The organism is Microbacterium californiense (genome assembly GCF_047246625.1).
Taxonomy (GTDB): Bacteria; Actinomycetota; Actinomycetes; order Actinomycetales; family Microbacteriaceae; genus Microbacterium.
Window position 1 is genome coordinate 1,695,440 of the sequence record NZ_JBFOKQ010000001.1, and the last position, 25,415, is coordinate 1,720,854.

At 70.1% G+C, this 25,415-nt stretch carries 28 protein-coding genes; 16 read left to right on the top strand and 12 right to left on the bottom strand.

Annotation, left to right across the window (positions count from 1 at the left end):
* Nucleotides 1–12: 12 nt before the first annotated feature.
* From AB3M82_RS08010 to AB3M82_RS08025, 4 genes are all read left to right on the top strand, one after another.
* Nucleotides 13–195 (top strand): hypothetical protein, encoded by a 183-nt coding sequence (locus tag AB3M82_RS08010; protein ID WP_412956901.1) that lies wholly within the window; start codon nucleotides 13–15, stop codon nucleotides 193–195.
* A gap of 119 nt (nucleotides 196–314) precedes the next feature.
* Entirely contained in the window at nucleotides 315–911 is a 597-nt protein-coding gene (locus tag AB3M82_RS08015; protein WP_412956903.1) for a sugar O-acetyltransferase, read from the top strand.
* A complete protein-coding gene (locus tag AB3M82_RS08020; protein WP_412956904.1) occupies nucleotides 901–1,479 on the top strand; it encodes a TetR/AcrR family transcriptional regulator in 579 nt (192 codons plus the stop codon). Before AB3M82_RS08015 ends, AB3M82_RS08020 begins: the two co-directional genes overlap by 11 nt.
* A gap of 30 nt (nucleotides 1,480–1,509) precedes the next feature.
* Nucleotides 1,510–2,709 (top strand): MFS transporter, encoded by a 1,200-nt coding sequence (locus AB3M82_RS08025; protein ID WP_412956906.1) that lies wholly within the window; start codon nucleotides 1,510–1,512, stop codon nucleotides 2,707–2,709.
* Nucleotides 2,710–2,733: 24 nt separating this feature from the next.
* Here the strand turns inward: AB3M82_RS08025 and pnuC are convergent, their stop codons facing one another.
* The 3 genes from pnuC to sigJ all read right to left on the bottom strand — a co-directional run bounded on the left by pnuC (nucleotide 2,734) and on the right by sigJ (nucleotide 5,030).
* On the bottom strand, nucleotides 2,734–3,465 hold the full coding sequence (gene pnuC / locus AB3M82_RS08030; protein ID WP_412956908.1) for a nicotinamide riboside transporter PnuC: 732 nt from the start codon (nucleotides 3,463–3,465) through the stop codon (nucleotides 2,734–2,736).
* 3 nt (nucleotides 3,466–3,468) lie between these two features.
* The gene (locus tag AB3M82_RS08035; protein WP_412956909.1) at nucleotides 3,469–3,987 is read right to left on the bottom strand and encodes a GNAT family N-acetyltransferase; all 519 of its coding nucleotides are present in this window, start codon (nucleotides 3,985–3,987) and stop codon (nucleotides 3,469–3,471) included.
* Between the two features lie 116 nt (nucleotides 3,988–4,103).
* Nucleotides 4,104–5,030 carry an RNA polymerase sigma factor SigJ gene (sigJ, locus tag AB3M82_RS08040; protein ID WP_412956910.1) on the bottom strand — a complete coding sequence of 309 codons (927 nt, stop codon included), beginning with the start codon at nucleotides 5,028–5,030 and terminating at the stop codon, nucleotides 4,104–4,106.
* Between the two features lie 117 nt (nucleotides 5,031–5,147).
* On the opposite strand from sigJ, the gene AB3M82_RS08045 reads away from it, so the two are divergent.
* Complete coding sequence (locus tag AB3M82_RS08045) at nucleotides 5,148–5,900, top strand: SDR family oxidoreductase (protein ID WP_412956912.1); 753 nt, start codon at nucleotides 5,148–5,150, stop codon at nucleotides 5,898–5,900.
* Nucleotides 5,901–5,906: 6 nt separating this feature from the next.
* Here the strand turns inward: AB3M82_RS08045 and AB3M82_RS08050 are convergent, their stop codons facing one another.
* Together AB3M82_RS08050 and AB3M82_RS08055 are read right to left on the bottom strand one after the other, a co-directional pair.
* Nucleotides 5,907–6,824, bottom strand: a complete 918-nt coding sequence (locus AB3M82_RS08050; RefSeq protein WP_412956913.1) for a DUF808 domain-containing protein — start codon at nucleotides 6,822–6,824, stop codon at nucleotides 5,907–5,909.
* A 51-nt stretch (nucleotides 6,825–6,875) separates the two neighbouring features.
* Nucleotides 6,876–7,577, bottom strand: coding sequence for a FadR/GntR family transcriptional regulator (locus tag AB3M82_RS08055; protein WP_412956914.1), 702 nt, complete (start codon nucleotides 7,575–7,577; stop codon nucleotides 6,876–6,878).
* A 157-nt stretch (nucleotides 7,578–7,734) separates the two neighbouring features.
* On the opposite strand from AB3M82_RS08055, the gene AB3M82_RS08060 reads away from it, so the two are divergent.
* The 11 genes from AB3M82_RS08060 (at nucleotide 7,735) to AB3M82_RS08110 (ending at nucleotide 18,234) form a co-directional block, all read left to right on the top strand.
* Entirely contained in the window at nucleotides 7,735–9,333 is a 1,599-nt protein-coding gene (locus AB3M82_RS08060; protein ID WP_412956915.1) for an ABC transporter substrate-binding protein, read from the top strand.
* A gap of 69 nt (nucleotides 9,334–9,402) precedes the next feature.
* Nucleotides 9,403–10,359: an ABC transporter permease gene (locus AB3M82_RS08065; RefSeq protein ID WP_412956917.1), complete on the top strand. Its 957-nt coding sequence runs from the start codon at nucleotides 9,403–9,405 to the stop codon at nucleotides 10,357–10,359.
* Nucleotide 10,360: 1 nt separating this feature from the next.
* Nucleotides 10,361–12,409 carry a dipeptide/oligopeptide/nickel ABC transporter permease/ATP-binding protein gene (locus AB3M82_RS08070; protein ID WP_412956918.1) on the top strand — a complete coding sequence of 683 codons (2,049 nt, stop codon included), beginning with the start codon at nucleotides 10,361–10,363 and terminating at the stop codon, nucleotides 12,407–12,409.
* Nucleotides 12,406–13,206, top strand: coding sequence for an ABC transporter ATP-binding protein (locus tag AB3M82_RS08075; RefSeq protein WP_412956920.1), 801 nt, complete (start codon nucleotides 12,406–12,408; stop codon nucleotides 13,204–13,206). Before AB3M82_RS08070 ends, AB3M82_RS08075 begins: the two co-directional genes overlap by 4 nt.
* A gap of 19 nt (nucleotides 13,207–13,225) precedes the next feature.
* Nucleotides 13,226–14,173 (top strand): dihydrodipicolinate synthase family protein, encoded by a 948-nt coding sequence (locus AB3M82_RS08080; protein WP_412956922.1) that lies wholly within the window; start codon nucleotides 13,226–13,228, stop codon nucleotides 14,171–14,173.
* Nucleotides 14,173–15,111, top strand: a complete 939-nt coding sequence (locus AB3M82_RS08085) for an ROK family protein (protein ID WP_412956924.1) — start codon at nucleotides 14,173–14,175, stop codon at nucleotides 15,109–15,111. The genes AB3M82_RS08080 and AB3M82_RS08085 overlap by 1 nt, the downstream gene beginning before the upstream one ends.
* Nucleotides 15,108–15,794, top strand: coding sequence for an N-acetylmannosamine-6-phosphate 2-epimerase (locus tag AB3M82_RS08090; RefSeq protein WP_412956926.1), 687 nt, complete (start codon nucleotides 15,108–15,110; stop codon nucleotides 15,792–15,794). Before AB3M82_RS08085 ends, AB3M82_RS08090 begins: the two co-directional genes overlap by 4 nt.
* Entirely contained in the window at nucleotides 15,791–16,711 is a 921-nt protein-coding gene (locus tag AB3M82_RS08095; RefSeq protein WP_412956927.1) for a DUF4862 family protein, read from the top strand. Before AB3M82_RS08090 ends, AB3M82_RS08095 begins: the two co-directional genes overlap by 4 nt.
* A 139-nt stretch (nucleotides 16,712–16,850) precedes the next feature.
* Nucleotides 16,851–17,327, top strand: coding sequence for a peptide-methionine (R)-S-oxide reductase MsrB (gene msrB / locus AB3M82_RS08100; RefSeq protein ID WP_412956928.1), 477 nt, complete (start codon nucleotides 16,851–16,853; stop codon nucleotides 17,325–17,327).
* The gene (gene msrA / locus AB3M82_RS08105; RefSeq protein ID WP_412956929.1) at nucleotides 17,324–17,875 is read left to right on the top strand and encodes a peptide-methionine (S)-S-oxide reductase MsrA; all 552 of its coding nucleotides are present in this window, start codon (nucleotides 17,324–17,326) and stop codon (nucleotides 17,873–17,875) included. Before msrB ends, msrA begins: the two co-directional genes overlap by 4 nt.
* A gap of 113 nt (nucleotides 17,876–17,988) precedes the next feature.
* Complete coding sequence (locus AB3M82_RS08110) at nucleotides 17,989–18,234, top strand: PLD nuclease N-terminal domain-containing protein (protein WP_412956930.1); 246 nt, start codon at nucleotides 17,989–17,991, stop codon at nucleotides 18,232–18,234.
* A 124-nt stretch (nucleotides 18,235–18,358) separates the two neighbouring features.
* On the opposite strand, the gene AB3M82_RS08115 is transcribed toward AB3M82_RS08110, so the two are convergent.
* From AB3M82_RS08115 to AB3M82_RS08145, 7 genes are all read right to left on the bottom strand, one after another.
* A complete protein-coding gene (locus AB3M82_RS08115) occupies nucleotides 18,359–19,168 on the bottom strand; it encodes an alpha/beta fold hydrolase (RefSeq protein ID WP_412956931.1) in 810 nt (269 codons plus the stop codon).
* A gap of 161 nt (nucleotides 19,169–19,329) precedes the next feature.
* Entirely contained in the window at nucleotides 19,330–20,781 is a 1,452-nt protein-coding gene (locus tag AB3M82_RS08120; RefSeq protein ID WP_412956933.1) for a catalase, read from the bottom strand.
* Between the two features lie 72 nt (nucleotides 20,782–20,853).
* Nucleotides 20,854–21,276, bottom strand: coding sequence for a Fur family transcriptional regulator (locus tag AB3M82_RS08125; RefSeq protein WP_412956935.1), 423 nt, complete (start codon nucleotides 21,274–21,276; stop codon nucleotides 20,854–20,856).
* 101 nt (nucleotides 21,277–21,377) lie between these two features.
* On the bottom strand, nucleotides 21,378–22,358 hold the full coding sequence (locus AB3M82_RS08130; RefSeq protein ID WP_412956936.1) for a glycoside hydrolase family 130 protein: 981 nt from the start codon (nucleotides 22,356–22,358) through the stop codon (nucleotides 21,378–21,380).
* 32 nt (nucleotides 22,359–22,390) lie between these two features.
* Nucleotides 22,391–23,233 carry a carbohydrate ABC transporter permease gene (locus AB3M82_RS08135; RefSeq protein WP_412956938.1) on the bottom strand — a complete coding sequence of 281 codons (843 nt, stop codon included), beginning with the start codon at nucleotides 23,231–23,233 and terminating at the stop codon, nucleotides 22,391–22,393.
* Nucleotides 23,230–24,150 (bottom strand): carbohydrate ABC transporter permease, encoded by a 921-nt coding sequence (locus AB3M82_RS08140; RefSeq protein ID WP_412956940.1) that lies wholly within the window; start codon nucleotides 24,148–24,150, stop codon nucleotides 23,230–23,232. Before AB3M82_RS08140 ends, AB3M82_RS08135 begins: the two co-directional genes overlap by 4 nt.
* Entirely contained in the window at nucleotides 24,131–25,396 is a 1,266-nt protein-coding gene (locus AB3M82_RS08145) for an extracellular solute-binding protein (protein WP_412956941.1), read from the bottom strand. The genes AB3M82_RS08140 and AB3M82_RS08145 overlap by 20 nt, the downstream gene beginning before the upstream one ends.
* Nucleotides 25,397–25,415 lie beyond the last annotated feature (19 nt).

The following is a 25,415-nucleotide window of genomic DNA, read 5'->3' on the forward strand; positions in this document are numbered from 1 at the left end:
TAGGCTGGAGGCATGAACAAGAACACCATCTGGACCGTCCTCGGCGTGATCGTCGCCATCGTGATCGCGTGGTGGATCGTCAGCGCGCTGTTCTCGCTCCTGTGGTTCATCGCGAAGCTGGCCATCGTGCTCGTCGTCGCCGTGGTCGTGTTCCTGGTCCTGCGGGGACTGTTCTCCTCGTCGACCCGGGACTGACGGCCGCCCCACCTGCTCCGAGAGCCCCGCGTCACGCCCGACGCGGGGCTCTCCTCGTCCTGTCGTGTGGTCGACGCTAAGTGCGTACGACCGTACGCATCTCCTGCTACCATCGACGCATGGTCGAAGAGATCCCCGCAGACACGCGCACGAACCGGGAGCGGATGCTCGCGGGCGACCCGTACGTGGGTGACGATCCCGAGCTGGCGGCGCTCTCCGCCCGCGCCGCGCGCCTCGCCGACCTGTACCGTCGGCAGACCCTGGCCGGCGACCCCGCCGCGAACGGGTGGCTGCACGATCTCATCGGCGACCTCGGCGAGGGCGTGGTGGTGCGCCCGCCGCTCCACGTCGACTTCGGGGCCCACATCACGATCGGACCCCGCACCTTCGTCAACTTCAACCTCACCGCTCTCGACGTCGCCCCGATCACGATCGGAGCCGACTGCCAGATCGGGCCCCACGTGCAGCTGCTCACGCCGACGCATCCGATCGACCCCGAGCCCCGCCGCGCCAAGCTCGAGTCCGCCGAGCCCATCACCATCGGCGACAACGTGTGGCTGGGCGGGGGAGTGATCGTGTGCCCCGGAGTCACCATCGGCGACAACAGCGTGATCGGCGCGGGATCGGTCGTCACGCGCGACATCCCGGCCGATGTCGTCGCGGTCGGCAATCCTGCTCGCGTCCTCCGCTCGATCGGAGGGGACGATGCCGACTGAACCCGCCGCCGGTACGCGCCGAGGTCGCCAGAACGACCCCGAGCGCCGGGACCGCATCATCGACGCCTGCCTCGACGTCCTCGCCGAGGCAGGCGTCGCGGGCGCCTCGCACCGCCGCATCGCCGAGGCGGCGGGCGTGCCCCTCGGATCGATGACCTACTACTTCTCCGGGATCGACGAACTTCTGCACGAGGCCTTCACGCGCTTCGGCACCACGGTCAGCGAACGGTTCGAGAAGCGCATGGCCGCGGCATCCGACCTCGAGTCCGCCCGGGCCGCCGTCGTCGCGATCATCCTGGAAGACGTCTTCGGGAGCCCGCGAGAGCTCGTGCTCTCGCACGAGCTCTACACGCTGGCCGCGCGCGAGCCGTCGTACCGCGCCCTCACGACCGCCTGGATGCGGCGCAGCCGCGACGCACTCGAGCGGCATTTCGACCCCGAGACGGCACGCATGCTCGACGCTCTGATCGAGGGCGTCTCCATCCACCGCGCGCTCGACACCGAGCGGCGGGATCCCGCCGAGGTCGCGCTCGCCGTGGACCGCATCACCGCGACCCCCGTCCGCTGACCGCGGCGCCCGACACCGAAAGCCACACCCATGGCCACTCTGCAGATCACCCGTGCCGACCGACGCGCGCGCGGCGCCGTCGCCGCGCTGTTCTTCACGAACGGCGCCCTCTTCGCGAACATCCTCCCGCGGTTCCCCGAGATCAAGGACCAGCTGGGTCTCGACAACACGGTGTACGGCCTGGCCGTGGCGTCGTTCCCGGTCGGCGCGATCGTGGCCGGCCTCGCCGCCGCCGCACTGATCCGCCGCTTCGGCTCGGCGAAGGTCGCGGTGTTCGGCACGATCCTCACCGGACTCGGCGTGCTGGGCGCGGGACTGGCGCCGTCGGTGCTGCTGTTCGCCCTCGGGCTGTTCATCGGCGGGGCGATGGACGCCATCACCGACGTGGGGCAGAACGCCCACGCTCTCCGGGTGCAGCGGGGCTACGGGCGCTCGATCCTCAACTCCTTCCACGCCGTGTGGTCGATCGGCGCGGTCGTCGGAGGGGCGATGGCGGCGGGCGCGATCGCGCTGCGGCTGCCCCTCGGCATCCACCTGACCATCTCGGCCGTGCTCTTCTCGGCCGCCTCGCTGACCGCCCTGCGTTTCTGCCTGCCGGGGCGTGACGAGGTGGCCGACGACGACGCGGTGGCCGACGTCGACGAGGTGCGCTCGACTCTGGCGTCGGGCGTGCGTCCCGCAGTCATCGGCACACTGATCGGGCTGGTGATGATCGCGGTCGCCGGAACCATCGTCGAAGACGCCGGCAACACCTGGGCGACCCTCTACCTGTCGTCGCTGGGCGCCCCGGCGGCGCTCGCCGCGACGGGATTCATCGCCCTCGTCGGCGCCCAGTTCGTCGGACGTCTGCTCAGCGACGGACTGGTCGACCGGTTCGGGCAGCGCACCGTCGTGCGGGTGGGCGGCCTGATCGTGCTGATCGGCATGGGGCTCGCACTGGCATTCCCCTCGGTGCCCGGCACGATCATCGGCTTCGCGGCCGCGGGCTTCGGCGTCGCGCCGCTGGTCGCCGCCGCGATGGGCGAGGCCGACCGGCTGCCGGGGCTGCGGCACGGCACCGGGCTCACGCTCGTGTCGTGGCTCATGCGGCTCGGCTTCCTGCTCTCGCCGCCTCTCGTCGGCCTGGTGGCGGATGCCGCGGGGCTGCGCATCGGCCTCCTGATCATCCCGGTGGTCGGCGTCGCCGTTCTCTTCTTGGCGGGGGTGCTGCGCCGGCGCGATCCGAGCTGAAGCGAGCGCCCGCGTCGACCCGCCTCAGGACGCGCGGTCATCCCGATCGGTCGGGGCGTCGTCGCGCACGACCGGGATCATCGCGGTCTGGGCGACGGGCAGCGGATCCATGGGGGTCCGCTGCGCCCGCCACCAGACGACGAAGCCGGCGGCCGTGAACAGCCCGTAGATCACGTACATGAGGCCCGTGGCGTAGTACCCCGAGCTGAACAGCAGCGGCACGCCGACCACGTCGACCGCGATCCAGATGAGCCAGAACTCCGTCCAGCCCTTCGCCATGCCGTACGTCGCGAGGAGCGAGCCGACGAACGTCCAGGCGTCCGCCCAGACCGGCTCCCACGAGCCGAGCGCCCGGAACACCGGAGTGAGCGCCACGGTGCCGACGATCATCACGAGGATGAGGCCGATCCGCGCGCCGTTCGGCGCCCAGCGCGGTGTCACCCGCCCGCCCTCGGCGCGGCGCCAGCGCACCCAGCCGTAGATCGCGACGGCGATGAACATGACCTGCCGTCCGGCCTGCCCGAGCAGATGCGGCAGGGACTGGTCGGGGCTCAGGATCGACCCGAGGAACACGGTCAGCAGCAGCAGGTTGCCGACGATGCCCACGGGCCACGCCCAGAGGCGTCGCCGCAGTCCGCCGAGCGCGCTCGCGAGCCCGAACGCGTTGCCGACGACCTCCCGCACGAGCAGCGTCTGACCACCCGGGAGCACCCACGACGAGGTGAAGGCCTCGACCAGCCAGTGCAGAGGATCCATCGGTCAGGATGCCGGAGCGGGGGTGGGCCGCTCATCGAGGGTCAGCTGCAGGAACGAGAGGTCGAGCCAGCGCCCGAACTTGGCGCCGACCTGGGGCAGACGGCCCACCTCGACGAAGCCGAGCCGCTGGTGCAGCACGATCGAGGCCACGTTGCCGCTCTCGACGGCGGCGACCATGACGTGGATGCCGTGCGCTCGCGCCCGCGCGATGAGCTCGGTCATGAGCGCCCGGCCGATGCCGCGCCCCTGCTGGCCGTCGCGCACGTACACGGAGTGCTCGACGGTCTGGCGGAAGCCGCTGTGCGGGCGCCATCGTCCGTAGGAGGCGTAGCCGAGCACGCCCGACTCGTCGACCGCGACGATCACGGGGAAGCCGTCGCATGAGCGCTCGCCGAGCCAGGCCGCCCGGTCGTCGACGTCGACGGGGTCCTCGTTCCAGATCGCGGTGGTGTGCACCACGGCGTGGTTGTGAATCGCGGTGATCGACTCGAGGTCGGCGATCCCGGCATCCCTGATCTGCACTGGTTCTCCTGCGTCCGCGCCTCGGGTGGCGCACCGCCGACGCTAGCAGGATGCCGGGGGAGTGGACGCGAGCCTCCTCACCCGCAACGTGAAGCACTTTCCGATGTTCGAGGGGCTCACGGCGCCGTACTGAGCGGGGCTCGCCAGTGCGAGAGCTTCTCGGGGTTCATCATGATCCAGAGCCGGGAGACGCGGTCGTGCTGGACGCCCAGGTTCATGACCGAGACGACGTCGCCGTGCTCCCGGAACAGGAACGCCAGGCCGTCGCCCGTCTCAAGCTCCTCGAGACGCATGTCGGGCCGCTTGCCGGCGATGCCGAGCAGGAACCGGGCCACCCGATCCGCGCCGCTCACCGTGTTCAGCGCCGCACGCACCACCCCGCCGCCGTCGCTGCGCAACTCGACGTCCGGCGCCAGCACCCGCAGCAGCTCCTCGACGAGACCGGTGCGGCTCGCGCGCTGGAACGCCCGCACCACCCTGTCGTGCTCGGCGCGCGGCACCACCGTGGCTCGCTGCTCGCGCACGTGCCTCCGGGCCGAGGTCGCGAGCTGGCGCACGGCAGCGGGTGACCGGTCGATGATCTCCGCGATCTCGCCGAAGGGAACGTCGAAGATGTCGTGCAGCACGAACGCCACCCGTTCGGCGGGCGTCATCGCCTCGAGCACCACGAGCAGCGCGGTCGAGACGGACTCGTCCAGAGCCACGCGCTCGAACGGGTCGTCGAGCACGGCGGTCGTCGGGGCGGGCCGGCCGTGGTCGACGAAGAGGTCGAGCGGCACCGGCTCCGGCAGCCACTGCCCGACGTACTGCTCCCGCCGACGCGGCGCGGAGGTCAGCAGGTCGAGCGAGATGCGGCTCGCGACCGTGGTCAGCCACCCGCCGGGATTGCGGATACCGGAGCGCTCGGCATCCGTCATCCGGTACCAGCGCACGTAGGTCTCCTGCACGACGTCCTCCGCGTCGGCGAGCGTCCCCGTCATCCGGTACGCCAGGGCCGTCAGACGGCGGCGTTCGACGGACACGTCGTCGGCGTCATCGTGCACGGTCGCTCCTCGTCGCGGGTCTTCTCTCGCAGACTACCGACCTCACACCCGCGCCGCTCGCGTCGTCATACCTGTGACAGGGTGACGAGAGACGCACCCCGGGACGAGAGGAACCCCATGAAGATCGCCGTCGCAGGAGGCACCGGAACGGTCGGCCGCCACACCGTCGAGGCCGCTCGCGCCGCCGGGCATGACGTCGTCGTGCTCGCGCGGTCGCAGGGCGTCGACGTGCTCACCGGTGCCGGACTCGTCGCGGCGCTCGCCGGAGCGGATGCCGTGATCGACGTCGCCAACACGACGACGCTGTCGGCGAAGAAGGCGCGGCGGTTCTTCGAGACGGCGACCGGACATCTTCTCGCGGCCGAGGCGCAGACCGGTGTCGGACACCATGTGGCGCTGTCGATCGTCGGGATCGACGGCATCGACTCCTCGTATTACGCCGGCAAGCTGGCGCAGGAGCGGGCCGTCGCGGCCGGCACCGTGCCGTTCACGATCGCCCGGGCCGCGCAGTTCCACGAGTTCGCCGGTCAGATCCTCGGTCAGATCGGCGGGCCGTTCGCCCTGGCTCCGCGCACCCTCATGCGGCCGGTCGCGGCGCGCGAGGTGGGAGCTCATCTCGTGCGGGTCGCCGAGGCGGGTGCCGCGGGGCGCGCGCGAGACCTCGTCGGTCCGCGCGACGAGACGCTCGCCGACCTGATGCGACGGCAGCTCGCCTACGACGGCATCCGCCGCCCCGTGCTCGACGTGCGGCTCCCCGGAGCGTACGGGAAGGGCCTCGCCTCGGGGTCCCTGCGCGGCGGTTCGGAGGCCCTCCGCGGAGAGATCGCCTTCGACGAGTGGCTGCACAGCGCCGACCACGCGCGCCGCTGACGCGTCTCAGACGTGGACGTCGGCGGGGGATTCCTCGCCCTCGTGGAAGCTCGGCTTCGTGCCGAAGATCTTCGCGATGAGCAGGACGACGCCGACGATCACGAGACCGGCGACGAGACCGGCGATCGCGGAGAACAGGGTGTCGCCGATCCAGACGATGACGGCGCCGGCGGGTTCGAGCAGGTGCTCGATGCCGTGCAGGATGTCGGCGCCGAAGTGCACGCCCACCTCGCCGAGGTTGACGAGCAGCAGGTGCCCGCCGACCCACAGCATGGCGACGGTGCCCAGCACGCTGATGAACCGGAACACGGCCGGCATCGACCGGACGATGCGGGTGCCCGTGTGGCGCACGCGGCGCTCGGCGCTCTTCGCCATCTTGAGCCCGATGTCGTCGATCTTGACCAGCAGCGCGACGGCGCCGTAGACGACGCCCGTCATGATCAGGGCGATGACGGCGAGCACGGCGAGCGTCGTCCAGATGTCGAGCCCCGCCTCGAGGTTCGACAGCGAGATGAGCATGATCTCGGTCGAGAGGATCAGGTCGGTGCGCACGGCGCCCCACACGAGCTTGTTCTCGTTGCGGGCGCCCTCCTCGGCGTGGCCGTGCTGCACGCCGAACCACTCGAGCACCTTCTCGGCGCCCTCGAAGCAGAGGTACGCCCCTCCGAGGATGAGCAGGTACGGCAGCACGAACGGGGCGTAGGCGGTGAGCAGGAGCGCGATCGGGATGATGATCACGAACTTGTTCGCGAGCGACCCCAGGGCGATCTTGGCGACCACCGGCAGCTCGCGCGCGGGCGTGATGCCCTGCACGTACTGCGGGGTCACGGCGGCGTCGTCGATCACCACGCCGGCCGCCTTGGCCGAGGCCTTCATCGCAGCGCTCAGGATGTCGTCGACGACGGCGAGCAGACCAACCGACATAAGTGCGTCCCCCGGGATCGTGTGGGTGTACCGGGGAGCAACTCTATCGAGTCAGGATGCCACCGGGCGCGCGGTCTCGGCGCTGGCGAGCACGCGCTGCAGCGGCTTGTAGTGCTCGACGACCGCGCGCCGGTACGCGTCGACGTCGCCGGCGCGCACGGCGGCGAGCATGTCGCCGTGCGCCTTCGCGGTCTGGTGGATGTCTTCCGGCTGGTCGATGTCGAGCTGGGGGAGGACGGCGGTGTGGACGTCCCAGAACGCGCCGACGAGCTGGCCGACGAGGCGGTTGCCGATCGTGTCGAACAGGCGCGTGTGGAAGGCGCGATCCGCTTCGAGGAAGTGCTCGCCCCTGGCGGCCTTGTCGACCATCTCGTCGACGAGCTCGTCGAGCTCCTCGCCGACGTCGAGGCCGGCGGCGGCGACCACCCGCTCGGCCATCGACAGATCGAGGGCGAGGCGCACCTCGACGACCTCCCGCAGCGACTGCAGCGAACCCTCGGGCGAGAGGACTCCGCGGAAGACGAGCGCCTCCACCATGGGGTCGAGCGACATCGGTCCGACGTAGGTGCCGTGCCCGTGCCGCACGTCGACGATGTCGAGCGTCGAGAGCGTGCGGATGGCCTCGCGCACCGAGGAGCGCGACACGTCGAGCGTCTCGCAGAGCTCGCTCTCGGTGGGCAGCGGGTCTCCCGGCACGAGTCCGCGGGCGAGGATGAGCTGTTTGATCTGATCCGCCGTGGTCGAGCGACGCATGCGCGACGCTCTACTCGTGGTGGACTTCATCTGGTTCCCTCTCGTCCCGGACCGAAACGCTCCGATCATCTCACTCTTGTGATCTGCTCGAACCTGTGTTTAGAGTACATCAGACATCAGATGTCCTCAAGATGTCCCACACCACCCTGGAGCACACATGAATCGACACGTCACTCGCGCCCGGAAGGGGCGCTTCGCGATGGTGATCGCCGGCACCGTCGCCGCATCCGTCGCGCTCGCCGGCTGCGGCGGAGGCTCGACCGCCGAGCCCGAGGAGAGCGCGGCAGCCGCCGAGATCGATACCGACGCGATCATCGAGGCCGGCATCTCGTACTCGCTCAACGGCAGCTTCGACCCGATGATCGCGTCCGGCGCGGTCACGGTCGCCGCCAACTGGCACGTGTTCGAGGGTCTCGTCGACCTCGACCCGGTCACGAAGAAGCCCTACGCGGCGCTCGCCGCCGACCTGCCCACCAAGGTCGACGACACCACGTACGAGATCGACCTCCGCGCGGACGCCACCTTCCACAACGGCGACCCCGTCACCGCAGACGACGTCGTCTTCAGCTACGGCCGGGTGCTCGACCCGGCCAGCGGATCGCTCTTCACGACGTACATCGACTTCATCGACACCGTCACGGCCGTCGACGACGACACCGTCCGGATCACGACCGACTACCCGTACTCGCTCATCAACGACCGCCTGGGCATCGTCAAGATCGTGCCGAAGGCCGTCGTCGAGGCCGACCCCGAGGCCTTCGGCGCGAACCCCGTCGGCTCCGGCCCGTATGCGCTCGTCTCGGCGACCCCCGAGGACAAGATCGTGTTCGAGCGCTACGACGACTACAACGGTCCGCGCCCGGCGCTGGCCGCCGGCATGAACTGGAACCTGCTGGCCGACGCCTCGGCCCGCGTCACGGCGATGTCCACCGGCACCATCCAGGCTATGGAAGACGTGCCCTACATCGACGTCGATGCCCTCGCCTCGTCGGCCGACGTCGAGAGCGTGCAGTCGTTCGGCCTGCTGTTCATGATGTTCAACACCGACGTGGCGCCCTTCGACGACGTCCGCGTGCGGCAGGCGCTGTTCTACGCCCTCGACATGGACAAGATCATCGAGACCGGGCTGCTCGGCAACGCGACCGCCGCGACGTCGTTCCTGCCCGAGACGTACCCGAACTACCACGAGGCGTCGACGGTCTACACCTACGACCCGGAGAAGGCCGAGAGCCTCCTCGAGGAGGCCGGGGTCGAGGACCTCGCCATCACGCTCCTCACGACCGACACCGGCTGGGTGAAGGAGATCGCGCCGCTGGTGAAGGAATCGCTGGATGCCGTGGGCGTGAAGACGACCCTCGACATCGGACAGTCGGCATCCATGTACGAGAAGGTCGACTCCGGCGACTACACCGTGGCCGTCGCCCCCGGCGACCCCTCGGTATTCGGCAGCGACCCCGACCTGCTGATGAACTGGTGGTACGGCGACAACGTGTGGACCAACACGCGCACCAACTGGTCCGACACCGAGGACTACGCGCTGCTGCGCGAGCTGCTCGGCACCGCCATCCAGCAGGAGGGCGACGCGCAGCAGGAGACCTGGAACGAGGCCTTCGACCTGCTCTCCGACCAGGCCGTCCTGTACCCGCTCCTGCACCGCAAGCTGCCCACGGCGTGGAGCAGCCAGGAGCTCGTCGGGTTCCAGCCGGTCCCGACCACGGGTCTGTCGTTCCTCGACGTCGGCGTCGCGGCGAAGTAGTCCCGAAGACGGGGTGGGGGCGCGTCCCCGCGCGCCCCCACCTCACCACCCACCCGGAAGGATCGGCACGTGTCCCACACGCTCCGCCTCATCGGCCGACGGCTGCTGCAGCTGCCCCTGATGATCCTCGGCATCACGTTCCTCGTGTTCTTCGTGATGTCGTTCTCCCCCGTCGATCCCGCGCGCACCGCGCTCGGTGAGACGGCGTCGCCCGAGGCTCTCGAGGCCTACCGCGAGGACCACGGGCTGAACCTGCCGCTCCTCGTCCGCTACGTCGGGTTCCTCCTCGGGATGCTGCAGGGAGACCTGGGCACGTACTCCGCGCGGCGTCTCCCCGTGATCGACGAGGTCGTGCGGGCGTTCCCCGTCACGCTCGCGCTGACCTTCCTCGGTCTCGTCATCGCGGTCGTGGTCTCCTTCCTCATCGGCGTGCTCGCCGCCGTGTACCGCGACCGCTGGCCCGACCAGGTCATCCGCGTGTTCGGTGTCGCGGCCCTCTCCACGCCGTCGTTCTGGCTCGCCATCCTCCTCATCCAGCTCTTCACCCTGGGGTGGAACATCCTCCCCGCATCCGGTCCGCTGCCCGACCCGTGGACAGACCCGGCCGGCTGGCTGGCGCGCATGACGCTCCCGGCCCTCGCGCTCGCCGTGCCCGTGATCGGCCAGCTCTCGCGCGTCGTCCGCACCTCGATGGTCGAGGAGCTCGATCGCGACTACGTGCGCACGGCCCTGGGCGCCGGCATCCCGCGCGTCGTCGTCGTCGGCCGCAACGTCATGCGCAACGCCCTGATCACCCCGGTCACCGTGCTCGGGCTGCGGATCGGCTACCTCCTGGGCGGCGCGGTGGTCATCGAGATCATCTTCGCCATCCCGGGCATGGGCACCGTCATCCTCAACGGCGTGACCAACAACGAACCGAACCTCGTGCAGGGTGTGACGCTCGCCGTCGCCGTGGCCTTCGTGGTGATCAACATCATCGTCGACCTCCTGTACGTCCTCATCAATCCCCGAATCCGGGCGGTGTGACATGCGACGCAAACTCACGGAACGACTCTCCCTCCCCCGACTGCGCTTCGGCCGGCTCTCCCTCGGCGCCGCCGTGTGCCTGGTCGTGCTCGCGGTGGTCGCGCTCGCCGCGATCTTCGCGCCGCTGCTGACGCCGTACGACCCGCTCGCCTCTGGCACCCCGGTGCAGCCCCCGGGTCCGGAGCACTGGTTCGGCACCGACCGCCAGGGCCGCGACATCTTCTCGCGGCTCGTCTACGGCGCCCGGTACTCCCTCGTGATCGGCCTCGGCGCGACGCTGGTCGCCCTCGCGGCGGCCTGCGTGATCGGCACCGTGGCCGCCACCGCCCCGAAGTGGCTGGCCGAGATCGTGATGCGGATCATGGACGTCGTGATGTCGTTCCCCGGCATCGCGCTCGCCGCAGTCTTCGTCGCGGTGTTCGGCAAGTCCCTGCCGGTCCTGGTGCTCACGATCGCCTTCCTCTACGTGCCGCAGCTCACCCGGATCGTGCGGGCGAACATCCTCGACCAGTACGGCGAGGACTACGTCTCGGCGGTGCGGGTGATGGGCGCGGGAACGCCCCGCATCATCGTGAAGCACGTCGCGCGCAACGCCATGGCGCCGGTGCTGGTCTTCGCGACGGTGCTCGTCGCCGACGCCATCGTGTTCGAGGCGTCGCTGTCGTTCCTCCAGGCCGGCGTCCCCGACCCCGAGCCGTCCTGGGGCAACGTGATCGCCGCGGGCCGCAACCTGCTCATGAGCGGAGCGTGGTGGGCGACGTTCTTCCCCGGACTCCTGATCATGATCACGGTGCTGTGCCTGAACATCCTCTCGGAGGGGCTGACCGACGCGATGGTCTCGCCCCGGGCCCGGAAGCTCACCGCGGATGCCGCGAACACCGAGGAGTCCACCTCGGAGCTCGAGAGTGCGGCCGTGGACGACACGCACGTGATCGCCACCGTCGACACCGCGGTGAACCTCTCGGTGCCCAGCGGCGTGCCCGACGCCCTCGTCATCGCGGCGCCCGCGGTGCCCCTGGAGGAGCGGCTGGACCGCCTGCGCGAGCGGGAGCTGAGCCGCACGGACCGCCTGGTCTACACGGCCGACGCCGAGCCGCTGCTGGAGGTGCAGGATCTGTGCATCTCGTTCCCGCGGCACGGCGACGTCGACGTGATCGACCATGTCGGCTTCACGGTGCGCCCGGGCGAGACCATGTCGCTCGTCGGCGAGTCCGGGTGCGGCAAGTCCATTACGTCGCTCGCCATCATGGGCCTGCTCGACCCGAAGGCCGACATCCGCGGCCGCATCCTGTTCGACGGCGAGGATCTGCTGACGATGTCGCCCAAGGAGCGCAACGCGCTGCGGGGGCACGACATCGCCATGATCTACCAGGACGCCCTGAGCTCGCTCAACCCGTCGATGCTCATCCGCTCGCAGATGAAGCAGCTGACCTCGCGCGGCGGCACCCGCACGGCCGAGGAGCTGCTCGAGATGGTCGGGCTCGACCCCCAGCGCACGCTCGCCTCGTACCCCCACGAGCTCTCGGGCGGGCAGCGTCAGCGGGTGCTGATCGCCATGGCCCTCACCCGCGACCCGCGGCTCGTGATCGCCGACGAGCCGACGACCGCGCTCGACGTGACCGTGCAGGCCCAGGTCGTGGAGCTGCTGCTGCGCCTGCAGCGGGAGCTCGGGTTCGCGATGCTGTTCGTGTCGCACGACCTCGCCCTCGTGGCCGAGCTGACGCACCGCATCACCGTCATGTACGCCGGTCAGGTGGTCGAGCAGGGCACCACCCGGGAGGTTCTCGCGCAGCCCGTGCACGAGTACACGCGCGGTCTCCTGGGCGCGGTGCTGTCGATCGAGGACGGCACGGACCGCCTGCACCAGGTGCCGGGCATCGTGCCCTCGCCGCGCGACTTCCCGGCCGGGGACCGCTTCGCCCCTCGGTCCTCCGATCCCGCGCGCTTCGCCGGCGTCCGCCCGGTGCGGCGACGGATCGAGGGCACCGAGCACTTCTACTCCGCGCATCCCGACGATGCGCCCGTCGACGCGATCGGAGCCGGACGATGAGCACCTCGGTCATCGAACTCAGAGACGTCCACGTCCGCTACAAGACCCGCGCCTCGTCGCTGTTCCGTCCGCAGCACGTCGACGCGCTCGCCGGCGTCTCGCTGAGCGTGCGGCGGGGACAGACGCTGGGGATCGTCGGTGAGTCCGGCTCGGGCAAGTCGACCTCGGCCAAGGTGCTGATCGGGCTCGAGAAGCCGACGAGCGGACTGGTCGTCTTCGATGGGGAGCCCGTGCGCTCCTTCACCCCGGCGGTCCGCCGACGTCTCGGCCGCATCCTGTCGGTCGTGTTCCAGGACCCGGCGACAGCATTGAACGCGCGGATGACGGTGCGCGATGCGCTGCTCGATCCGCTGCAGGTGCACCGCCTCGGCGACCGGAACAGCCGCGCCCGCAAGGTGCGTGATCTGATCGGGCTCGTCGGCCTGCCGGCATCCGCGCTCGACGCGCTGCCCAGCCAGCTCTCCGGCGGCCAACGCCAGCGGGTCGCCATCGCCCGGGCCCTCGTGCTCGATCCGCAGGTCATCGTCGCCGACGAGCCGACCAGCGCGCTCGACGTCTCGGTGCGCGCGCAGATCCTCAACCTGCTGACCGACCTGAAGGAGCAGCTGGGACTCGGGATGGTGTTCATCTCGCACGACATCCAGACCGTCCGCTACCTCTCCGACGAGATCGCGGTCATGAACCGGGGCAAGGTCGTCGAGTACGGCGACGCGGCCCGCGTGTTCGACGCGCCGACCGACGACTACACGCGCACCCTGCTGGGCGCCGCCCCCTCCCTGCTCGACCCCACCCCCTGAAACGACCGGAATCCCACACATGCCCACCGTCACCCCCGCCCCCGTCTTCTCCGGCGTCGTCCCGCCCGTCGCCACCCCGCTGCTGCTCGACGGCACGGTCGACCACGCCTCGCTCGAGCGCCTCGTCGATCGTCTGATCGCGGAGGGTGTCTCGGGCCTGTTCGCCCTCGGCTCCACCGGCGAGACCGCCTACCTCACCGACGACCAGCGGGTCGAGGTGCTCGGCACGATCTCCCGTGCCGCCGCGGGTCGCGTGCCGATCATCGCCGGTGCGATCGAGCTCACCGCCCCCCGCATCATCGAGGTCGCCCGGCGCCTCGTGGCCGCCGGGGCGCAGGCCGTCGTGACGACGGCGCCGCTGTACACGCTGAACTCCGCGGCGGAGGTGGCCGACCACTTCCGCGCCATCGCCGCGGCGATCGAGGTGCCGCTGTGGGCTTACGACGTCCCAGTGCGGGTGCACTCGAAGCTGGGCGTCGACCTGCTGATCGGACTGGGTCGGGAAGGCGTCATCCAGGGCGTGAAGGACTCGTCGGGCGACGACGTCTCGTTCCGCCGTCTCGTCGCCGCGAACGCGGCCGCGGGTCACCCGCTGCAGCTCCTCACCGGGCACGAGGTCGTCGTCGACGCGATGGCGCTGGCCGGGGCCGACGGCGTCGTGCCGGGGCTCGCGAACGTCGAGGCCGCCGGCTACGTGCGCCTGTGGGATGCTGCGACCCTGGGTGACTGGGAGACCGCGCGGTCGGAGCAGGAGCGGGTGAACCGCCTGTTCGACATCGTCTTCCAGCCGCAGGGTCTGTCGGGCGATGCCACCGGCGTCGGCGCCTTCAAGGCGGCCATGCACGCCCGGGGGCTGATCGACCACCCACGCATGGCCGACACCGTGCAGAGCCTCGACCCCGTCGCCGTCGAGCGCATCGTCGGCATCCTCGACGAGCTGGGTCTGCTCCCCGTCGCCTCCGCGTGATGCCCGAGGTCGTGCTGGCCGTCGACATCGGCGGCACCAAGACCGCCGTGGCCGTCGCCGATCGGGACGACGTGCTGCGGCGGCGCGTCACGGCGCCGACCCCGGCATCCGCCGGCCCGCAGGCGGTGATCGACACGGTCGTGTCGCTCGCGCGCAGCGTCCTCACCGCAGACGGCGAGAGTCTCGTCGGCGTCGGCATCGGCACCGCGGGCATCGTGGATGCCGGTTCGGGGACGATCGTGTCGGCCACCGACACCTTCGCCGACTGGCCCGGCACGCCCGTCGCCGAGCTGGTGCGCCGCGGACTGGCCGACCTCCTGCCCGAGGACGCCGTGGTCGCGGTGCAGAACGACGTCGATGCGCACGCGGTGGGGGAGTTCCGGCACGGCGCGGCCGCCGCGGCGTCGAGCGCGCTCGTGGTCGCCGTGGGCACGGGCGTCGGGTCGGGTGTGATCCTCGACGGCGACGTGGTCCGCGGGGCGCACCACGTCGGAGGGGAGATCGCGCACGTCCCGATCCCGGGAGCCGAGCACCTGCGCTGCCCCTGCGGTCGCTTCGGTCATCTCGAGGCGCTCGGCTCCGGGATCGGCATGCACCGGCACTTCCTGTCGCTCGGCGGCGATCCGGCCGTCCCCGACGCCCGAGGCGTGGCCGCCGCGGCCGCGGGCGGAGACCCGATCGCGTCGCGTGCGCTGTCGGAGTCGGCCGCCGCGGTCGGCCGGGCGATCGCGGGCGCCGCGACGCTGATCGACCCGGAGGTCGTGGTGCTGACCGGCGGCGTGCCGAACATCGGCGAGCCGTGGTGGCGTCCGCTCCGCGACGCCTATGCCCGCGAGGCCATCGACGCGCTGCAGAACACCCCGCTGCTCGCCGGTACGCTCGGCGATGACGCTCCGCTGCGGGGAGCCGCCGGATCCGCCTGGAGGAAGAACCCGTGAGACCCGACGACGTCATCGACCGACTGCGCGGCGGACTCGTCGTGTCGTGCCAGGCGTACCCCGGCGAACCCATGCGCGACCCCCGCACCATGGCGCAGGTCGCCGCGTCGGCCCTGCGCGGAGGGGCGGCCGGCATCCGCGTGCAGGGCATCGCCGACATCCGGGCCGTCGCCGACCTGCCGGTCCCCGTCATCGGGCTGTGGAAGGACGGCGAGGGCGACGTGTTCATCACGCCCAGCCTCGAGCACGCGATCGCCGTGGCGGATGCCGGGGCCGACGTGGTCGCGATCGACGGCACGCGCCGACCCCGCGCCGACGGGCTGACCCTCGCCGAGACCGTCCGCGGGCTGCGCGAGCGCACCGACGCGCTAATCATGGCCGACTGCGGATCTGTCGACGACGCGATCGCGGCCGAGCAGGCGGGCGTCGACATCCTCGGCACGACCCTGTCGGGCTACACCGGCGAGAGGACGCGCACGGACGGCCCGGATCTCGAGCTCATCCGGCTCATCGCCGAGCGCTGCGCGCTGCCCATCATGGCGGAGGGCCGCATCCACACCCCGGCCCAGGCGGCGGCCGCCCTCTCGGCGGGAGCCGCGTCCGTGTGCGTGGGGACCGCGATCACGCACCCCGCGAGCATCACCTCCTGGTTCGTGACCGAGATCGAAGGAATCCGCCGATGACCGCGCCCCTCCTCGTCAGCGCCTACCCGGTCTCGCCCGCGCACGCGCAGTGGGATCCGGTGCTCGAGTCCGAGCTGCTGCCCGCCCTGTGCGCCCTGCCCGGTGTTGCCGGGCTCGAGGTGCCGTGGATGGGCGGCGTGCATCCGCACGACGAGTCGTGGTTCCTCGCCCACGTGCCGGCCGTGCCGCTCGCGCTCACGCCGATCCCCTTCGTCATGGGACGCGTGTCGCAGAACCCGGCGTACGGGATCGCGTCGGCCGACGCCGAGGGCCGCACCGCCGCCCTCGCAGACCTGCGCCGGGTGGCCTCCGACGCCGCGCGGATCGACGACGAGACCGCCGCTTTTGTCGCCGTGGTCACGCTGCACACCGCTCCGCAGGTCGCCGGCGACGCATCGAGCCTGCGACGCTCGCTCGACGAGATCGCCTCGTGGGACTGGCGGGGAGCGCAGCTCGTGATCGAGCACTGCGATGCCGCCGTGCCCGGTCAGCCGCACGAGAAGGGCTTCCTCCCGCTCGAGACCGAGATCGAGGCGATCAGTGACAGCGGCGCGCCGATCGGACTGTGGCTCAACTGGGGGCGCTCGGCCATCGAGCTGCGCGACGCGGATGCCGTCACTGCCCAGATCGCCGCCGCCGCGGCATCCGGTCTCCTCCGCGGACTGGCCTTCTCGGGTGCCGCTCCCGTCGCCGGCCCCTACGGCTACGCGTGGATCGACGCCCACCTGCCGATCGCCTCGACGCACCCCGCATCGGCGTCGCTCCTCGACGACGCCCACGTGCACGCGGCGCTCGCCGCGGCCGGAGACGTCCCGTGGCTCGGAGTCAAGGTCGCGCGTCGCCCGGACGACGTCACGGCGCAGGATGCCGTGCGCACGGTGGTCCGCAACCTCGACGTGGTGCGCGCCGCCGCCTGACCCTCGACCGACCTCCTTCTCGACGCTCCCGGACCGAAAACTCCCAGCCCGCTCCCAGCCCCGCGGGACCAAAACGGAGGCCTCGCCGGTTGTGCTCTATGACGCCGCAGCCAGCCGCGTCGGACAAAGGAGACACACCATGTCGAACGACTTCCGCAAGACGCCCGGGGCCGTGAGCGACCTCACGCACCTGCAGTACGAGGTCACGCAGGAGGACGCCACCGAGCCCCCCTTCCGCAACGCCTACTGGAACAACCACGACGACGGCATCTACGTCGACGTCGTCTCGGGCCAGCCCCTCTTCTCGTCGACCGACAAGTACGACAGCGGCACGGGATGGCCGAGCTTCACCAAGCCCATCGATGCGGATGCTGTCACGACCCGTACCGACCGCACGCTGTTCATGACCCGCACCGAGGCTCGTTCCACCGGTGCCGACAGCCACCTCGGCCACGTCTTCGACGACGGCCCGCGCGATGCGGGAGGCCTGCGGTACTGCATGAACTCCGCCGCTCTGCGCTTCATCCCCGCCGACAAGCTCGAGCAGGAGGGGTACGGTCGCTACAGCGGCCTCTTCGACGGCACCACCACCCACGACTCCGAGGAGCAGTCATGACCGACGACACCGGAACCATCACCCGCACCCCCGGCACCGAGACCGCCGTCCTCGCCGGCGGCTGCTTCTGGGGCATGGAAGACCTGATCCGCCGCCAGCCCGGCGTGCTCGACACCCGCGTCGGGTACACGGGCGGTCAGAACGACCACGCGACGTACCGCAACCACCCGGGTCACGCCGAGGCGGTCGAGATCGTCTTCGATCCGTCGAAGACCACGTATCGCGACATCCTGGCGTTCTTCTTCCAGATCCACGACCCGTCGACCCTGAACCGTCAGGGCAACGACATCGGGTCAAGCTACCGTTCGGCGATCTTCCCGCTCACCCCCGAGCAGGAGCAGGTCGCCCGCGACACCATCGCCGACGTCGACGCCTCCGGGCTGTGGCCGGCGAAGGCCGTGACCACGATCGAGCCCGCCGGCCCGTTCTGGGAGGCCGAGCCGGAGCACCAGGATTACCTGATCAAGTACCCCAACGGATACACGTGCCACTTCCCGCGCGCCGGATGGGTGCTGCCCAAGCGCGAGGACGCCGCCGTCGGTTCCTGAGCGAGCGGAGCGAGACGAAGGGCGGGCCCACGCGGCGCCCTTCGTCTCGTCGCTTGGCTCCTCGCTCAGGGACCGGGAACTTCAAGCCCTCCGACGACGAGGAGTCGACGCACATGTCACCGAACCCCCTCATCCCGACCGCCTACGACGTGATCTTCAGCTCGGTGTGGGTCGCCGCGTGCGCATACACGGTGATCGCCGTCGTCTCGGCCCTGCGCGATCGCCGGGTCACCGGCATCCGCTTCCTGATGTGGTTCCTCGTCATCGTGCTGCTTCCCGTCATCGGGCCGACGGCCTGGTTCGTGCTGCGCCCGCCGCGGGAGGAGACCCCGGCGGAACCGGCGGCTCCCGGTTCCTGAGCGGGCGGAGCGAGACGGGCCATCCGTCACGCGAAAGGAAGGAGATCACGCGAAAGGAAGGCGCCTTCGCGGCAGAGGCTCCTGCGATCGCGGTGTTCTCCTTCAGGGAGCGATGCGCCGCGCGTCAGGCCCCGGCGAAGAACGCGACCGTGGCCTCCTTGAACGCCCGCGAGCCCGGGGCGGTGAAGTGGTTGCGGTCGGAGATCTCGAAGAAGCGCGCGTCGGGGGCGGCGGATGCCAGGGCGCGCGAGCCCTCGATGATGGCGTCCTTCGACCCGGTCGCGAACAGGATCGGCCGGGTCGGAGCATCCTCCGGATCGGGGTCGATCGCGCCGGATGAACGCAGACCCTCGGCGAGGGCGACGAGCGCACGCAGGTCGTTGCCCGGCACCCGCTCCGTGAGGGCGATGTAGTTCTGCGTGGTCGGGTCGGCGACGGGTGTGCCGTCGGCGAGGTACGCCCGCACCTGGTCCAGATCGAGGCGCGCGAGAGGGATGCCGTCGGGCACCCCGCCGAGCACGGCGCGGCCGATGCGGTGCGGCAGGTCGCGCACGACCTCCCAGCCGACCCGGGCTCCGAGCGAGTAGCCCAGGTAGAAGGCGTCGTCGACGAGGTACGTGTCCATCACGCTCTCGACGTCGGTCACCAGCGTGCGGATGCGGTAGTCCTCGGACCGGTGCGGCTTCTCGCTGAGTCCGTGGCCGCGCTGGTCGAGCGCCAGCACGCGGTACCCCGCCTTCGTGAGCTCGCGCACCCATCCGGTCAGGACCCAGTTGTCGCGGGCGCTCGAGGCGAAGCCGTGCACGGCCACGACGACCGGCGCATCCGGCTCGCCCCAGGTGTACGTCGCGAGGCGCGTGCCGTCGGCCGCGTAGACCTGCTGCGGTTCGGGCATGCGGGTGATGTCGGAGAGAGGAACAGCCACGGCATCCATCTTCCTCCTGCGGGACGGCCGTTCGTCTCGCTTCGTCCGCCCAGGAACCCGGGTAGTACAGAACGGGGGTCGACACGCCAGATGTCGGACCGAATCGTTGAAACGGTCCTGCATCTGTCGTGTCGGCCCCCGGTTCAGCGGATGCCGTCAGCCGACGACGCTCAGACGCGGGTGCGCAGCGTCTCGCCGAGGGCCGCGTCGACGTTCGTCCAGTACTGGAAGAAGCGCTCGCGGATCGCGTCGATCGTGATCGAACGGCCCTGGCCGGTCAGCACGTCGATGAACCGGGCGCGCTGGTCGTCGTCGAAGACGACGCGGTACAGCGTGCCCGCCTGACCGAAGTCGTCGTCGTCGAGGTGCAGGGTGGCGGCGGAGCGCATGAGCTCGCCGTCCGACTCCCAGCTCGCCTCGACGCCGGCCTGCGGGTCGGCCTCGGGGCCACCGGCCGCGCCGAAGGAGTTCGGCGTGTAGACCCGGTGCTCGGCCGGGTTGAACCGGTACTGCATCTGGCCCTCGTGCATGTAGTTGCGCGTCTCGGCCGCGTGCGGCTGGTTCACCGGCAGCTGGTTGTAGTTCGCGCCGATGCGGTAGCGCTGCGCGTCGGAGTACGCGAACACGCGGGCCATGAGCATCTTGTCGGGCGAGATGCCCGTGCCGGGAACCTGGTTGCCGGGCGAGAACGCCGCCTGCTCGATCTCGGCGAAGAAGTTCTGCGGGTTGCGGTTCAGCGTGAACGTGCCGACCTTGATGCGCGGGTAGTCCTTCTTCGACCACGTCTTGGTGAGGTCGAACGGGTTGAAGCGGTACTCCTTGGCCTCGTCGTACGGCATGATCTGCACGTAGACGTCCCACGCCGGGTGCTCGCCGCGGGTGATCGCGTCGAACAGGTCGCGACGGTAGTAGTCGGCATCCGATCCGGCCAGCTTCTCGGCTTCTTCGGGGCTCATCGCCTCGACGCCCTGACGGGAGAGGAAGTGGTACTGCACCCAGAAGCGCTCGCCGGCGGCGTTGACCCACTGGTAGGTGTGCGAGCCGTAGCCGTTCATGTGCCGCCAGCTGCGGGGCAGGCCGCGGTCGCCCATGAGGTAGGTGACCTGGTGGGCGGTCTCGGGCGAGAGGGTCCAGAAGTCCCACTGCATGTCGGAGTCGCGCAGTCCGGAGTCGCCGAGGCGCTTCTGCGAGTGGATGAAGTCGGGGAACTTCATCGCGTCACGCAGGAAGAACGTGGGGGTGTTGTTGCCGACGATGTCGAGGTTGCCCTCGCTCGTGTAGAAGCGCAGGGCGAAGCCGCGCACGTCGCGCCAGGTGTCGGGGGAGCCCTGCTCGCCGGCGACGGAGGAGAAGCGCAGCAGCGTCTCGCTCACCGCGCCCGGCTGGAAGGCGGCCGCGCGGGTGTAGGCCGAGACGTCCTCGGTGACGACGAACTCGCCGAAGGCGCCGCCGCCCTTGGCGTGCGGGTTGCGCTCCGGCACGCGCTCGCGGTTGAAGGAGGCCAGCTTCTCGACGAGGTAGCGGTCGTGGAGGACGGTGGGGCCGTCGGCTCCGACGGTGAGCGAGTGCGCGTCGCTCGCGACCGGGGTGCCGGTCTGGGTCGTGGTGGCGGGTTTCGTCATGGTTCTCTCCTTCTGTGCGCAGGCGCGATGGACAGCCCTCTCTCCGGGCGGAGGCGGGGCGGGCGCGTCAGGTCACTGCGCGGCGTGCTGGCAACTGGGGCAGAGGCCCCAGAAGGTGACTTCGGCGGTCTGGACGGTGAATCCCCCCGTCGAGGACGGGGTGAGGCACGGCGCTTCGCCGACCACGCAGTCCACGTCGCCGACCGCCCCGCAGGCGGTGCAGACGATGTGGTGATGGTTGTCGTCGATGCGCCGTTCGTACAGCGCCGCGGAGCCTGCCGGTTCGATGCGGCGGATGAGGCCGGCCGTCGTCAGGTCCGTGAGGATGTTGTGCACCGACTGGATCGATGTCGTCGGGAGCACGTCGGAGACGGCGCGGAAGATCCGCTCCGCATCCGTGTGGGCCATGGAGTCCAGGGCCTCGAGCACGGCGACGCGGCCCGCGGTCGCACGCAGCCCGGCGTCATGCAGCGCCGAGTCGAGGTCTGTGTCCATGTCCACGACCCTATCGGTTATTTTGAGTGATTCAAAAGTACGGCGTGTCGCCGCGGCATCCGTCCCGACCGTGCGCAGGACGGATGCCGCGCGCGCCGGGCCTACGCGTCGCCGTCGCGCAGAGCGCGGCCCCAGGGCTCCGCCGGATCGTGGATGGCGACGGCGAGGGTCGTGTCGGACTGCCCGTAGTACGCGAACCACCGGCCCTCGAACTTCACCAGCCCCTCGACGAACGTCACGTTCGAGACGAGTCCGTGCCGGTCCTCGAAGGTCTGGGGGCGCAGCCACGGCTCCTGCAGCCGGGCGATCACCCGGGTGGGCTCGTCCGGATTGATCGCGATCTGACCGCAGCGGTAGTCGACGTCGACCGAGCCGTCGTCGTGCACCACGCGTGTCGCGCCGTTGGTCAGCATCACGAGCAGGCCGTTGTCGCTGAGAACCGGCGAGGTGCCGATCTCGACGAGCGCCTCGTCCCACGTGCCCGGCGTGGGGGAGTACATCGGCTCGGTGTCGGGGGTGCCCGGGGTCCAGTGCAGCAGGTCGTCGCTCGTGGCCCAGTAGATCGCGCCCTCGCCGAAGTACATCCACCACTTCCCCTGCATGCGCTGCGGCACGATCACCCCCGCCTTCGACCAGTTGAAGCCGCGCGGATCGAGGGTCTTGAACGTGTCGAAGTCCTCGAAGAGGGGGCCGTGCTTCGTCCAGGTGCGCAGGTCGGTCGAGGTCGCCAGACAGAGCTGCGCGCTGTGGCGGTCCCATCCCGTGTAGGTGAGGTAGTACGTGCCGTCGATCAGCGCGACGCGCGGATCCTCGCAGCCGAAGCGCTCGTAGTCCTCGGACGGCGAGAGGATCGGCGCGTCCTCGCGGGTGAAGGTCACGCCGTCCCGCGACCGCGCCATGCCGATGTGCGACACGATGTCGTCGGCGTGGGCCCGGTACAGCAGCACCACCTCATCGCCGTCGACGAGCGCCGCGGGGTTGTAGAGGTTCGCCGACTCCCAGCTGTCGCCGCGGGGACGCAGGATCGGGTTGCCCTCGTACGGCGTGAAGGGACCGAGGGGGAAGGATGCTCCGGTGAACATGGATGCCCTTTCTGATGAGCGACGGCGGGCGCCTAGCCCTTGACGGCGGCGCCGAGGTCGGTGGCGGTGAAGAAGCGCTGGAAGATGCAGAACAGGATCACGACCGGGAACGCGAGCGCGGTGGCGCCGGCGAGGATCGCGCCGTTCGGGTTCGCCGTCGACTGCGCGACGTTCGAGATGTAGTTCGCGAGTGACACCGCGAGCGGCTGCAGCGAGGCGTCCTTCGTGATGAGGAAGGGCCAGAGGAACTCGTTCCAGGGGCCGATGAACGTGACCAGCACGACGGTGACGAGCACGGGTCGGATCAGCGGCACCGCGACCGAGAACAGCGTGCGCAGCTCGCCCGCGCCGTCGATGCGCGCGGCCTCGAAGATCTCGACGGGAAGCGCCCGGAAGAACTGGGTGAAGATGAACACCGCCGTCGTGTTGATGAGGAACGGCAGGATCATGCCCAGGTACGAGTCGCCGAGGCCGTAGCTGCGCGTGATCTGCACGTAGAGCGGGATCATGAGCAGCTGGAACGGCACCATCTGCACGAGCAGCATCAGCACCCAGACGACGCCCCGGCCGCGGAAGTCGAGCCGGGCGAGCGCGTACCCGGCGAGGAGCCCGAACACCACGGTGCCGAGGAGCACGCCCAGCGTGAAGATCAGCGAGTTCAGGAGCGATCCCGCCAGGTCGATGCGGGAGTCGATGGCGACGAAGTTGTCGACCGTCCACCCGCTCGTCGGCAGCAGCTCGCTCGGCGAGTTCGTCGGGCTCTCCTGGAACGCCCCGACCAGCATGAAGTAGAACGGGAACGCGAACCCGATCGCGGCGACCGTGAGCAGGATGAGGCTCAGGATCCTGGGCAGTGAACGTCGGCGGCGCATCATCGCTCCCTCGTGGCTCGGTTGGCGGCGAGCGACAGCATCCCGACCAGGATGACGAGGATCATGCCGATGGCCGCCGCGGTGTCGGGGTTCTGCTGCTGGATGCCCAGTTGGTAGATCAACAGCACCGGGGTGGTGGAGGCGCCGTCGGGACCGCCGCCGTTCGTGAGCAGGTAGGGCTCGGTGAAGAGGTTGGCGCCGGTGATGATCGACAGGATGAGCACGAGGGTGGTGGCGCTGCGCACACCGGGCACCGTGACGTTCCAGAACCGGGCGAAGGCGCCGGCGCCGTCGGTCTCGGCCGACTCATACAGTTCGCGTGGCACGTTCTGGAGCGCGGCCAGGTACAGCAGGATGTAGAACCCGAGCTGCTTCCACGTGACGTAGAGGGCGATCATCGGCATCGCGAGACCGCTGTTCACCAGCCACGACGGATCGGGGGCGAGCGGTCCGAGGATCGTGTTGATGAGTCCGTTCCCGGAGAACAGCAGCATCCACACGCCGACGAGCGAGACGCTCGCCGTCAGGTACGGCACGTAGAACGCGACCCGGTAGACCGCCACCCAGCGGATGCCGGTGTTCAGAGCCGCCGCGAGGACCAGGGCGAGCACCGCGGTCAGCGGCACGTTGATGACGAGGAACACCAGGGTGTTGCGGAACGCCTCCAGCACCCGCGGGTCGGTGAGGACCGTCACGAAGTTGTCGAACCCGACGAACGGCCGGTCGACCTCGGCGCCCGGCGCGGTGAAGAAGTAGTCGTGGAACGCGATGTAGATCGCGAACCCCAGCGGGTAGGCGAAGATCGCGAGCACGAACACGAAGTACGGCAGCGCGAACAGGCCGCCCAGCGGTTGCGCACCCAGCCAGCGGGTGCGCAACCGACGGGTCCCCGTCAGGGTGTCACTCGGCGACGAGCTCATCGATCTTCGTCGCCGCCGTGCTCAGGAAGTCGTCGACCGACTCCTTGCCGAAGATGACCGCCGAGGAGTATTCGTCGCGGAACGCCTGCCACGCCTCGACGGAGTTGGGGATGCTGGGAACATCGGCCGTGGCCTCCGCCTGCTCCGCGAACGCGAGGTAGTCCGGGTTCTCGGTGAAGTAGTCGGCGTAGGTGTCGGCGAGGGCCGTGCGCATCGGCATCTGCCCGGTGAGCTCGAGCAGCTGGCCGTCGTTGTCCATGCTGGTGGAGAACTTCAGGAACTCCCACGCCGTCGCCTGGTTCTCGCATGACGTGAACATCGACACGCTCTTCGAGTCGGCGAACGTCGTGGGGTTCTCGCGGCCGTCGCTGGTGGGAACGGGCATGAAGCCCACGTCGACCGTCTCGGCGTACGAGGGGATGGCCCACGGCCCGGCGAGCTGCATCGCCGTGTTGCCCGACGACATCGCGTCGTCGGTGGCGGCCTCGTTCGGGGCGAGCTTCTCCGTGTAGATCGTCGACCAGAACTCCGACACCGTGCGACCGGCGTCGTCGTCGAACGTGGCCTTGCCGTCTTCGACGAGCATGGTGCCGTCGGTCTCGGCCAGGTACAGCGGGTAGAAGTCGAACCACGGCTGGAAGAACTCGCTCGTCGGGGACGGCCAGATCGCGCTCTGCACCCCGGAGTCGACGATCGCCCGGGACCCCTCGAGGAAGGAGTCGTAGGTGTTCATGCCCGGGTTCTCGGGGTCGAGACCCGCGGCCTGGAACAGCGCCTTGTTGTACATGACCATCACGGGGTTCGACTTCCACGGCACCTGGTAGTACGTGTCGTCGGTCTGGTACGACTCGACGTCGCCGCCGCGCTCGGTGATGTAGTCGGCGCCGTCGTCGAAGGTGGAGAGATCGACGAGGCCGCCCTGCTTCACCCAGCCCGAGACGGCCGCGGGAGCGACGTTGTAGACGAGGCAGGGAGCGGTGCCGGCGGTGATCGCGGCGGTGATGGCCTCCTCCGAGGAGGACCCGGCTGGGATCTCCTGCGCGGTGACCTTCTCGTCGGGATGCTCGGCGTTCCACGCGTCGACGACGGCGGTGCCCCAGGCGACCTCCTGCTCGTTGTTCGAGAGCCAGATGTCGACGGGGCCGGTGCCGCCCGACGAGCCGGAGTCGCCTCCGCCGCCCGCCGAGCATCCGGTGGCGACGAGCGCGACGGCGCCGATGAGAGCGGCGGCTCGGATCTTCTTCATGGTGTCCTCCTCGACACGA